9 protein-coding genes and 1 tRNA gene are annotated in these 11,182 nt (G+C 72.7%); 9 read left to right on the forward strand and 1 reads right to left on the reverse strand.

Going from position 1 to position 11,182, the window contains the following annotated elements:
- The 9 genes from rsmA to J1M44_RS04395 form a co-directional block, all read left to right on the forward strand.
- Nucleotides 1-919, forward strand: a 919-nt coding sequence (gene rsmA / locus J1M44_RS04355) for a 16S rRNA (adenine(1518)-N(6)/adenine(1519)-N(6))-dimethyltransferase RsmA (RefSeq protein ID WP_241252789.1), incomplete at its 5' end; no start/stop codon positions are given.
- Nucleotides 916-1,884, forward strand: coding sequence for a 4-(cytidine 5'-diphospho)-2-C-methyl-D-erythritol kinase (locus tag J1M44_RS04360; RefSeq protein WP_206480628.1), 969 nt, complete (start codon nt 916-918; stop codon nt 1,882-1,884). The genes rsmA and J1M44_RS04360, both read left to right, overlap by 4 nt.
- 65 nt (nt 1,885-1,949) lie before the next feature.
- Nucleotides 1,950-3,791 (forward strand): ABC-F family ATP-binding cassette domain-containing protein, encoded by a 1,842-nt coding sequence (locus tag J1M44_RS04365; protein WP_206480630.1) that lies wholly within the window; start codon nt 1,950-1,952, stop codon nt 3,789-3,791.
- A gap of 140 nt (nt 3,792-3,931) precedes the next feature.
- Nucleotides 3,932-5,425 carry a sugar transferase gene (locus tag J1M44_RS04370; RefSeq protein ID WP_342356566.1) on the forward strand — a complete coding sequence of 498 codons (1,494 nt, stop codon included), beginning with the start codon at nt 3,932-3,934 and terminating at the stop codon, nt 5,423-5,425.
- Nucleotides 5,426-5,489: 64 nt separating this feature from the next.
- Nucleotides 5,490-5,561, forward strand: a tRNA-Gln gene (locus J1M44_RS04375).
- A 37-nt stretch (nt 5,562-5,598) separates the two neighbouring features.
- Nucleotides 5,599-7,092 (forward strand): bifunctional UDP-N-acetylglucosamine diphosphorylase/glucosamine-1-phosphate N-acetyltransferase GlmU, encoded by a 1,494-nt coding sequence (gene glmU, locus J1M44_RS04380; protein WP_206480632.1) that lies wholly within the window; start codon nt 5,599-5,601, stop codon nt 7,090-7,092.
- Between the two features lie 118 nt (nt 7,093-7,210).
- Nucleotides 7,211-8,191, forward strand: a complete 981-nt coding sequence (locus J1M44_RS04385; RefSeq protein WP_020627447.1) for a ribose-phosphate diphosphokinase — start codon at nt 7,211-7,213, stop codon at nt 8,189-8,191.
- A 2-nt stretch (nt 8,192-8,193) separates the two neighbouring features.
- Nucleotides 8,194-8,946 carry a signal peptidase I gene (gene lepB, locus J1M44_RS04390; protein ID WP_206480634.1) on the forward strand — a complete coding sequence of 251 codons (753 nt, stop codon included), beginning with the start codon at nt 8,194-8,196 and terminating at the stop codon, nt 8,944-8,946.
- Between the two features lie 72 nt (nt 8,947-9,018).
- Nucleotides 9,019-9,894 (forward strand): glycosyltransferase family 25 protein, encoded by an 876-nt coding sequence (locus J1M44_RS04395; RefSeq protein ID WP_206480636.1) that lies wholly within the window; start codon nt 9,019-9,021, stop codon nt 9,892-9,894.
- Between the two features lie 20 nt (nt 9,895-9,914).
- Here the strand turns inward: J1M44_RS04395 and J1M44_RS04400 are convergent, their stop codons facing one another.
- Nucleotides 9,915-11,039 carry a PqqD family peptide modification chaperone gene (locus tag J1M44_RS04400; RefSeq protein ID WP_241252790.1) on the reverse strand — a complete coding sequence of 375 codons (1,125 nt, stop codon included), beginning with the start codon at nt 11,037-11,039 and terminating at the stop codon, nt 9,915-9,917.
- Nucleotides 11,040-11,182 lie beyond the last annotated feature (143 nt).

The following is an 11,182-nucleotide window of genomic DNA, read 5'->3' on the forward strand; positions in this document are numbered from 1 at the left end:
CCAGCCCTCCCCGCACCCCGCCCCCGCCCCGCTGCTGAGCGCCGCGGACGTGCGGCGCATCGCCGCCGAGCTGGACCTGCGTCCCACCAAGCAGTGGGGCCAGAACTTCGTGATCGACCCGAACACGATCCGGCGCATCGTGCAGGCCGCGGACGTGACCGCGGACGAGCACGTGCTCGAGATCGGCCCCGGGCTGGGCTCGCTCACCCTCGGCCTGCTGGACGCGGCCGCCGCCGTCACCGCCGTCGAGATCGACCCGGTCACCGCCGCCCGCCTGCCGCACACCACCGCCGAGTTCCGCCCCGGGGCCGAGGACGCCCTCGCCGTGCTGCACGCGGACGCCATGACGCTGAGCGAGCAGGCCCTGGCCGAGGTCCGGCCCGCTGCCGCCGCCGGCGGCCCCACCGCGCTCGTGGCGAACCTGCCCTACAACGTGGCCGTGCCCGTGCTGCTGCACGCGCTCGCGGTCCTGCCGGGGCTGCGGCACGGCCTGGTGATGGTGCAGGAGGAGGTCGCGGACCGTCTCGCGGCCGGGCCCGGTTCCAGGGTCTACGGCGTGCCGTCCGCCAAGGCGGCGTGGTACGCGGACGTGCGCAAGGCGGGCACCATCGGCACCCAGGTGTTCTGGCCGGCTCCGCGCATCCACTCCGGGCTGGTCGCCTTCACCCGGCGCGAGCCGCCGGCGGGCAGCGCATCCCGCCGGGAGGTCTTCGCCGTGGTGGACGCCGCCTTCGCCCAGCGCCGCAAGACCCTGCGCGCCGCGCTCGCCTCCTGGGCGGGGTCCCCGCAGGCGGCGGAGGACGCCCTGGTGGCCGCCGGCGTGGACCCGCGCGCCCGCGGCGAGGCCCTGGACATCGCGGCCTTCGCGCGGATCGCCGAGCACGGCCCGCGGCGTGCGGCGGAGGAGGTGAGCGCATGACGACGGAGGACCTCGGCCTCGACCCCACGGCCCGGCACGTCACGGTCAGCGCCCCCGGCAAGGTGAACCTGTCCCTGCGGGTGGGGCCGCCCGGCGCGGACGGCTACCACCCCGTGGCCACCGTGTACCTGGCCGTCAGCCTGCGGGAGACCGTCACGGCGATCGCGCGCACGGACGGGAGGATCACCGTCGGCCCGTCGGGCCGCCACATCAGTCTGGTGGACACCCAGGACGTGCCCTGGGACGAGCGCAACCTCGCGCACCGCGCCGCCGCGCACCTGCGGCGCACCCTCGGGCTCGATCCTGACAGCCACGGCGTCCACCTCGAGGTCGCCAAGCAGGTCCCGGTCGCGGGCGGCATGGGCGGCGGCTCCGCCGACGCGGCCGCCGCGCTGCTCGCGTGCAGCGCCCTGTGGGAGACCGGGCACACCCGCGCCGAGCTCGCCGAGCTGGCCGCCCCGCTGGGCGCGGACGTGCCCTTCAGCGTGCTGGGCGGCGCCGCCGTCGGGCTCGGGACCGGGGCGGAGCTGACCCCCGTCGCGGCCCGCACCCCGGTGCACCTCGTCCTCGTCCCGGCGGACGCCGGGCTGTCCACCCCCGTGGTGTTCCAGACCCTGGACGAGCTGCGCCGGGAGGGCCACCTGCCCGACGGGCCGACGCGTCCGGAGGTGAACGAGGCCGTCCTGCGGGCCCTCACCGCGGCCGACCCGCTCGAACTCGCCACCGCCATGGACAACGACCTGCAGACCCCGGCCGTCGTCCTCTTCCCCGAGCTCTCGGATGTCCTCGACCTCGGCCTGGACGAGGGCGCGCTGCGCGGCATGGTCTCCGGCTCCGGCCCCACCCTGCTCTTCGTGGCGCAGGACGAGGCCTCCGCGCTGCGGCTGGCCTCGGCCATCGAGGAGCGCACGGGCGTGCGCGCCCTCCCCGTCCACGGCCCCGTGCCCGGCGCCCACGTGCTCTGACACCCGGCGGCGCACCCCGCCGCACCCGACCACCCCTCCTCCGTCCGGAAAGGACCACCTCCTCCATGGCCCACCTGCTCGGCGCCGAGAACATCGGCATCGCCTTCGGCACCCGCACCGTCCTCGAGGGCCTCTCCCTCGGCGTGGATGAGGGGGACCGGATCGGACTCGTGGGCCGCAACGGCGACGGCAAGTCCACGCTCCTGCGCATCCTCGCCGGCCTCCAGGAACCCGACACGGGCCGCGTCACCCGCCGCGGCGGCGTCCGCGTGGGCGTGCTGGACCAGCAGGACCGGCTCGACCCGGAGCACACCGTGCGTCAGGCCGTGGTCGGGGACGTGGAGGACCACGTGTGGGCCTCGGACCCCAAGGTCCGGGACGTCCTGGGGGGTCTCCTCGACAGCTTCGACCTCGAGCAGTCCGTGCGGGGCCTCTCCGGCGGCCAGCGCCGTCGCGTGGCCCTGGCCCGTCTGCTCGCCGGGGACGACGACGTCCTCTTCCTCGACGAGCCCACCAACCACCTGGACGTGGAGGGCGTCGCGTGGCTCGCCCGCCACCTGAAGCAGCGCTGGCGCCCCACCGACGGCGGCCTCGTGGTGGTCACCCACGACCGGTGGTTCCTCGACGAGGTCTGCACGCGCACGTGGGAGGTGCACGACGCCACGGTGGACCCGTTCGACGGCGGCTACGCCGCGTGGATGCTCGCGCGCGCGGAGCGCTCCCGGCAGGCGGCGGTGACGGAGCAGAAGCGTCAGCAGCTGGTGAAGAAGGAGCTCGCCTGGCTGCGCCGTGGCGCCCCGGCGCGCACGTCCAAGCCGAAGTTCCGCATCGAGGCGGCCAACGCCATCATCGAGGACGTCCCCGCCCCGCGCGACTCGGTGTCCCTGGCGAAGATGGCCACGGCCCGGCTCGGCAAGGACGTCCTCGACCTCGAGCACGTGAGCCTGACGCTGGGGGAGAAGCCGATCCTCGACGACGTCACCCTGCGCCTGGCGCCCGGCGAGCGGCTCGGCGTGGTCGGCGTCAACGGTGCGGGCAAGTCGACCCTGCTGCGCCTGCTCGACGGCCGCACCGCCCCGGACTCGGGGCGGGTGAAGCGCGGCAAGACGGTGGTCTCGGCCACCCTCACCCAGGACGTGAAGGAGCTCGACGACGTCGCCCACCTGCGCGTCGCCGAAGTCATGGCCCGCGAAGGCTCGTCCTTCCAGGTCGGTGACCGCGAGATGTCCTCCGGCCAGCTGCTCGAGATGCTCGGCTTCGGCACCTCCCGGCAGTGGACTCAGGTCTCCGAGCTCTCGGGCGGCGAGCGCCGGCGCCTGCAGCTGCTGCGCCTGCTCGTGGGCGAGCCCAACGTCCTCATGCTCGACGAGCCGACCAACGACCTGGACACGGACACCCTGGCCGCCGTCGAGGACGTGCTGGACGGGTGGCCGGGGACCCTCGTGGTGGTCTCCCATGACCGTTACCTGCTCGAGCGCGTCACCGACCACCAGGTCGCCCTGCTCGGGGACGGCAAGGTCCGCGGCCTGCCCGGCGGGGTGGACCAGTACCTCGAGCTGCGCGCCGCGATGGACGACGCCGGCGGCCCGGCCCGGGGAGCCGGCGCGGCCCGAGGCCGCAACGACGTCGTCGGGACGTGCGCGGGCATGGGCGGACCGGAGGAGGACACCGGGCCCACCGAGGCGGAGCGTCGGCTGGCCCGCAAGGAGATGGCCCGGCTCGAGAAGCAGATGACCCGGCTCCGGGACCGCAGGTCCGGCCTCGAGGCGCGGATGGCCGAGCTGGGGCAGGCGCAGGACTTCGATGCCCTCACCGCGGCCTCCGCCGACCTGAAGGACCTCGACGCACAGCTGGACGTCCTGGAGGAGGAGTGGCTGCAGGCCGCTGAACTCGCCGAAGGGGACTGACCGGCGGGCGCGCACAGGAGAGTGTGGCAGGTGGCACAGCTGAAGGCTGTTTCCGGCCTACAATCGGGGGCTGGGGCACAGCACCATGCCCGACCCCCACGACGTGGACCACCCCCCGCGTCAGGACGGAGGAGCAGAGCGTGATCGGGAGTCCCGGTGATGAGTCGACCGCGCTCCGCATGGGCTCGACCGCCCGCGGCCGTGTCCTGGGCCGGCCCTGGGAGCGGGGCCTTCCGCTGCTCGTCCTCATCGTGGACGTGGTCGCGGTCCTGCTCGCCACCTTCGTCTCGGCCCAGCTCCGCTTCGGCGGACCGCGGCGCACGACCCTCCCCGGCGCCGAAGTCATCGATTACAGCGTCATCAGCCTCGCGCTGAGCGCGGCCTGGGTGCTCGCGCTGACCATCCAGGGCTCGCGGGACATCCGGATCCTGGGGGTGGGCAGCGAGGAGTACAAGCGGGTCCTGCAGGGCACCCTCTACCTCTTCGGCACCGTCGCGATCCTCGCCTATGCGGCAGGTCTCGAGGTGGCGCGCGGCTACGTGGGCCTGGCTCTGCCGCTGGGCGTGCTCCTGCTCCTGCTGGGCCGGTTCCTCGTGCGCGGGTGGGTGGCGCGGCAGCGACACCGCGGCAGGTTCCGGCGGCGGCTCCTGCTCGTCGGCGGCCCGAAGGCGGTCCGGCACATCTTCCAGACCCTCGACTCCGAGGCCGGCGCCGGCTATGCCCCCGTGGCGGCGGCTCTCCCCGGATACAGGGCCCGGCGGGAGGACTACCTCCCGATACCGGTCTCCACGGACCTGGACACCGTGGAGGAGGTGGTCGCCCTCGTGGAGGTGCGCGACGTCGAAGCCGTGGTGATCACCTCGGGCCACTCGTTCGTCCCCGGGGACGTCCGCCGACTGGGCTGGGAGCTGCAGGAGCGCGGCGTCTCCCTGATCATGGCGCCCGCCCTCGTGGACGTCGCCGGACCCCGTCTCCACACGCAGCCCCTCGCGGGTCTGCCGCTCATCCACCTCTCCACCCCGCGCCTCTCCGAGGGCAAGGCGTTCGCCAAGCGGGCGTTCGACGTCGTCGCGTCGGGTCTGGGCCTGATCGCCATCTCGCCCCTGCTGATCGCCGTCGCGATCGCGGTCAAGGCCACGGACGGCGGGCCGGTGCTGTTCCGGCAGGAGCGGATCGGTCTCGGCGGCAGGCCGTTCACCATGCTCAAGTTCCGTTCCATGGTGGTGGACGCCGAGGAGATCCGGCAGCGGCTCGTCTCGGACGGCGGGGATGCGGACGTCCTGTTCAAGATGAAGGACGACCCGCGCATCACCCGGGTCGGCAAGCTCATCCGCCGCACCAGCATCGACGAGCTGCCCCAGCTCGTGAACGTGCTGCGGGGGGACATGTCCCTCGTGGGCCCGCGGCCCCACCTGCCGCACGAGGTCGAGGCCTATGAGCAGTACGTGCACCGCCGCTTCCTGGTGCAGCCCGGCATCACGGGCCTCTGGCAGGTCTCCGGCCGGTCCGACCTCCCGTGGGAGGAGGCGGTCCGCCTGGACCTCTACTACGTGGAGAACTGGTCCATCCTGGGCGACCTCGTGATCCTGGGGCGGACCGTCAAGGCCGTGATCGCCGCCGACGGCGCCTATTGACCCCGGATCCGCGCGACCTGTGTGGAAGAATGGGCCGTCGTCGCCGCCCCCTGGGGTCCGGCGCTCCGCCCTGGTGTAATGGCAGCACGCCGGCCTTTGGAGCCGTGCGGTCTAGGTTCGAATCCTAGGGGCGGAACCCCCGTCCTCTGACCCCCACCGGTGCAGGAGCCCCCATGTCCCAGCCGTCCGCCCGTCCCTCCGCCGTGATCGTCCTGGCCGCGGGCCAGGGCACCCGCATGAAGTCGACGACGCCGAAGATCATGCATGCGATCGGGGGGCGCTCCCTCGTGGGCCACGCGCTCGCGGCGGCCTGGTCGCTCGCGCCGGAGCACCTCGTGGCCGTGGTCCGGCACGAGCGGGCCCGCGTGGCCGAGCACATCGAGACGGTGGCGGCGCAGCTGGGCATCGACGCGCTGGCGATCGCCGACCAGGACGACGTGCCGGGCACCGGCCGCGCCGTCGAGCTGGGCTTGGCCGCCCTGCCCGCGGACCTCGAGGGCACCGTCGTGGTGACCTACGGCGACGTCCCGCTGCTGACCCCGGAGACCCTCGCCCGCCTCGTCGCGGACCACGAGGCGGACGGCAACGCCGTCACCGTGCTCACCGCCACCCTCGAAGACGCCACGGGCTACGGCCGCATCGTCCGCGACGCCGAGGGCCTCGTGGAGCGGATCATGGAGCACAAGGACGCCCTCGCCCACGCCGAGTCCACGGGGGACGACTCCTTCGTGGCGATCCGCGAGGTCAACTCCGGCATCTACGCCTTCGACGCCGCCCTGCTGCGCCGCACCCTGCCGGAGATCTCCACGGACAACGTGCAGGGTGAGAAGTACCTCACGGACGTGCTCGGCATGGCCCGCGCCGAGGGCGGCCGTGTCGCCTCGGTGGGCACGGACGACGTGTGGGAGGTCGAGGGCTCCAACGACCGCCGTCAGCTCTCCGACCTGGGCCGCCAGCTCAACGATCGCGTGCTGCGCGGCTGGATGAAGGAGGGTGTCACGGTCGTCGACCCGTCCTCCACGTGGGTGGACGTCACCGTCTCCCTCGCCTCGGACGTCACGCTCAAGCCCGGCACCCAGCTGCATGGCACGACGTCGGTGGCCATGGGCGCCGTCGTCGGCCCGGACTCCACCCTCACGGACACGCAGGTGGGGGAGGGTGCCGTGGTGAAGCGCACCGACGCCACGGAGGCCGTGATCGGCGCGGGCGCGACCGTCGGCCCGTTCACCTACCTGCGCCCGGGCACGGTGCTGGGGGAGGACGGCAAGATCGGCGCGTTCTACGAGACCAAGAACGTGACCGTGGGCCGCGGCGCCAAGCTCTCCCACCTGGGCTACGCCGGGGACGCCGAGATCGGCGAGTACACCAACATCGGCTGCGGCAACATCACCGCCAACTACGACGGCGTCGCCAAGCACCGCACCGTGATCGGGGCCCACGTGCGCACCGGCTCGAACACGGTGTTCACGGCCCCGGTCTCGGTGGGCGACGGCGCCTACACCGGTGCCGGCGCGGTGGTCCGCGACGACGTCCCGGCCGGCGCCCTGGCGCTGAACGCCGTGGCGCAGCGCACCATCGAGGGCTGGGTGCCCGCCAAGCGCCCCGGCAGCACGTCCGCCCAGGCCGCGGAGGCGGCCGGGGCGACGGTCGCGGACGCCGAGGGCTGATCCCGCGCGCCCTAGGATGGGTGCGAGGACCGGGCCGCCACGGGCGGCCGACGCCGATGCCGGGCGCCCACCGCTGTCGGTCCTGGAACGCGAGACCACGAAGGATGTTGAGGACGTCATGACGGAGCTGAGCCGCAGCGAGGACAAGCGACTGGTGCTGGCCACGGGCCGCGCCCACCCCGAGCTCGCGCAGGAGATCGCCGAGGAGCTGGGCACCGAGCTGCTCCCCATGAGCGCCTACGACTTCGCCAACGGCGAGATCTACGTGCGCTCGGGCGAGTCGGTGCGCGGCAAGGACGTGTTCATCATCCAGTCGCACCCGGCGCCGCTGAACAACCACCTCATGGAGCAGCTGATCATGGTGGACTCCATGAAGCGCGCCTCCGCCCGCCGCATCACGGTGGTCTCGCCGTTCTACCCATACGCCCGCCAGGACAAGAAGGGCCGCGGCCGCGAGCCGATCTCGGCCCGTCTCGTGGCGGACCTGTACAAGACCGCCGGCGCCTCCCGTGTGATGAGCGTGGACCTGCATACCGCCCAGATCCAGGGCTTCTTCGACGGCCCGGTGGACCACCTGTTCGCCATCCCGCTGCTGGCGGACCACATCCGCTCCAGCGTGGAGGGCGAGGAGGTCACGGTCGTCTCCCCGGACACCGGTCGCGTGCGTGTGGCGGAGCAGTGGGCGGACCGCCTGGGCGGCGTGCCGCTGGGCTTCGTGCACAAGAGCCGGGACCTCACCGTCCCGAACAAGGCCGAGTCCAAGACCGTGGTCGGGGACGTCGAGGGCCGCGTGTGCGTGCTGATCGACGACATGATCGACACCGGCGGCACCATCGCCGGCGCCGTGCAGATCCTCAAGGACGCCGGCGCGAAGGACGTCATCATCGCCGCCACGCACGCGGTGTTCTCGGACCCGGCCGCCCAGCGTCTCGGCGAGTGCGGTGCCCGTGAGGTCGTGGTGACCAACACCCTGCCCATCCCGGAGGAGAAGCGCTTCGAGACCCTCACGGTGCTCTCGATCGCCCCGCTGATCGCCCGCGCGATCCGCGAGGTCTTCGAGGACGGCTCGGTCACCAGCCTGTTCGACGGCGTCGCCTGACCATGGCCGAGCGCCTCGAGCCGGCCCGCGGGGACGACGTCGACGGCGAGGCGGGCGCCGCGCCGCAGCCTCGCCGTCCGCGCCTGCCGTTCTGGGCCTCCCTGCTGGTGAACGTGGTGGTGGCCATCGCGGTCGTCGCCGTGGTGCAGGCCCTGTGGGTGAAGGTGTACTCGGTGCCGTCCGGCTCGATGGAGAACACCCTCGAGGTGGGGGACCGCATGCTGGTCAACCGCACCGCCTATCCGGACGGGATGGCCGACTCCCAGGACGTGGTGGTCTTCACGGCGAACGAGGACTGGGCCACCCCCGCCTCGTCGGAGGGGGCCGTGGAGAACGCCGTCCGCACGTTCGGCGACCTCACCGGCATCGGCCGCTCGCACGAGCAGGCGCTGGTCAAGCGCGTGATCGGCACCGCGGGGCAGACCGTGGAGTGCTGCACCGCCGAGGGCGCCGTGACGGTGGACGGGGAGCCCCTGGACGAGCCGTACATCCACAACGACCTGCCGTTCATCCGGGACGAGCTGGACTGCGAGTCCGAGGTGATCTCCGCGCGCTGCTTCGGCCCGGTCACCGTGCCAGAGGACTCGATGCTCGTGCTCGGCGACCACCGCTCGAACTCGGCCGACTCCGTGATCGCGTGCCGCGGCATCCCCGCCGACCAGGCCGGGGACTGCGCCCGCTTCGTCACCCGCGAGGACATCGTGGGCGAGGTCTTCGTGACCGTCTGGCCGCCCACGCACTGGGGCGGACACTGAGATACGTCGTGGTGGCGGCGTCGGGCCGGTGCAGACGCAACGGCCAGGTGAAGGGAGAGAGGTGAGCGATCAGTGGCGGTCAAGCCGCGCTCTCCGAGGTCCCGCATCATCCGTCGTGTCGTCATCGCCTTGCCGGACAGCACGCGCCTGTCCGGGTTCCGAGCCCAGCCGGGGGGTGAGGACTTTGAGGTGTTCGACGCCATCGACAATCGTTCGGGCTCGGTGACAGAGCACTTCGATGTGGAGCGGTTCCGGGACTTTTTCCAGCGTGATCCCCGTCTCGGTGAGATCGGCTGCACCCTGAGCCACATGGGGGTCATGCGAAGTTTTGCCGAGGAGACCGGAGCTGACCGTGATCTGCTGCTTGTCGCGGAAGATGACGCGCGGTTTGCCGAGGATGCGGAAGCGGTGGTGCGAAGAATCGCACCATATGTTTCCACGACGTCCCTCGTCGTCCTAGCTGATCCCTACGGCCCCGCCGGACGGCGCGACCGATCCGTAGGGAGCAAGTCTGAGCATTTCGTCCAATTGTCACTTTTTGCGCGCCGATTCCCGCACCCTTCTCACAGCGGTGTTGTAACCATGGGCCGCTGGAGTGCCGGGTTAACCGGCATGGGCTTGTATCTGGTCACTAGATCAGCCGCACGTGGCATCGTGCGGTCACTTGATGAGGAGTTCGGTGGGCGGCCTTGGTGGGCGGCCGACTACCACGGGTTCTATCGGGACGACCTGGGCATCGATGTACTCGCCGTGCGCCCAAACCTCGCCGACTGGGAGGGGGAGTCGTCCATCCAGGACGGCGACCACGTGGGATGGCGCGCGACGAATGGCGGCAAGGCCTCACGCGTCGGCGTGGGCGAATTCCTGAAAGAGTGGCGCCACCGGGCGCTCCGTAAGGCGCGGTCGACCAAGTTCGATCTCCGTTGGCGTCTGCGGAAGACACCATAGGGGCGACCGGCCGGGCCGGCTCAGCCGGTCGTGGCCAGCTCCGCGGTCACCAGGGCGTCCATCGCCTCCTGCACCCGGGTCTCGGCGTCGTCGGGCACGGGCCCTTCGGCGCGGAGACGGCCCACCACGTCGGCGGCCGTCCGCGGCTCGTCCAGCAGGAGCCAGACGGACGGGCCCAGACCGTCGAGCACGACCAGGCGCTCCGAGGCGAGCAGGACCAGGCGGCCGTGGTCGGTCAGGATGCCGTCGTCGACGGCGCAGCGGGACACCGCGCCCGGGGCCGCCGCACCGGCCGAGGCCCGCAGCTCCTCATCGGTGAGCGCCTCCCAGGCGGGGGTGACGGGCGTGGGCGGGGCCGCCAGCAGGCCGTCGACGACGTCCCGTAGGTCCTCGGCTTCGGCGTAGACGAGGCGTCGGGCGCCGCCGACCGCGTCGAGGACGCGGCACAGCGTCACGAGACCGCGGGGGAGCCGGGCGAGGGAGGACGTCTGGGGGACGAGCGCCTCGAGCGCGGCCACGAGTTCCATGGCCTCCGCCCGCGGCGTCACCGGGCCTGCCGGATCCCGCACGCGGTCGAGCACGGCGATCCGGGCCAGCCGGGCGTCGGGGAGGGTCGGGCCGAGACCCAGGTCGTCCGGGCCGCGCTGGGTCTTCGGCCGCACTCCCCGTGACCCCAGCACGGACAGCGGCTTGGGGTAGGGCGTGACGGCCAGGCCGTCCGGGGCGATGATCGCGGTCTCGTCGGTGAGATAGGCGAAATGGGGCCCCAGTCGGCGCGTGGCCGTCGTCTTGCCCGTCCCGGACGCCGCCACCAGGACGATCGCCGCCCCGGTGTCCGGTGCGGCGAGGCACGCGGCATGGAACAGCAGGTGGGTGCCGCGGGCGGACTCGATCGCCCGTGAGGTCGCCAGGAACACCAGGTCCTCGTGCCACTGGAGCCACGGACGCGCGGTGTCGGCGTCGCGGTGCGCATCCGCGCGGGCCGGCGGCTCCACGGCCTCCACACCGCATCGGGCCCAGGACTCGACGACCTCCGCCCGCTCGTCTCCCGTGAGGCCGCTGACCGTCACAGCATCGAGTCCGGCGCCGATGCGCAACGCGGTCGTCTCGCGCATGGCTTCGTCCTCCCCCTGGGTGCCGGGCATGGCTCACCCTCTCCATCCCGTGGCTGTCCGGTCAGTGTACCGAGCACCGTGTCGACGGCCACGAGGCCGCCCCACCGGACGGCACGGGCCCCCGCCAGTCCTTCCCTATACTCGTCACAGGCTTATCGGGCGCTGGGTGCGCC

Source organism: Micrococcus sp. KRD128 (genome assembly GCF_017168395.1).
In the GTDB taxonomy this organism is placed as follows: domain Bacteria; phylum Actinomycetota; class Actinomycetes; order Actinomycetales; family Micrococcaceae; genus Micrococcus; species Micrococcus luteus.

Coding starts and splice junctions, on each gene's coding strand:
- J1M44_RS04360 (WP_206480628.1), top strand. CDS start 916: ATGACGACGGAGGACCTCGGCCTCGACCCCACGGCCCGGCACGTCACG.
- J1M44_RS04365 (WP_206480630.1), top strand. CDS start 1,950: ATGGCCCACCTGCTCGGCGCCGAGAACATCGGCATCGCCTTCGGCACC.
- glmU (WP_206480632.1), top strand. CDS start 5,599: ATGTCCCAGCCGTCCGCCCGTCCCTCCGCCGTGATCGTCCTGGCCGCG.
- J1M44_RS04385 (WP_020627447.1), top strand. CDS start 7,211: ATGACGGAGCTGAGCCGCAGCGAGGACAAGCGACTGGTGCTGGCCACG.
- lepB (WP_206480634.1), top strand. CDS start 8,194: ATGGCCGAGCGCCTCGAGCCGGCCCGCGGGGACGACGTCGACGGCGAG.
- J1M44_RS04400 (WP_241252790.1), bottom strand. CDS start 11,039: ATGCCCGGCACCCAGGGGGAGGACGAAGCCATGCGCGAGACGACCGCG.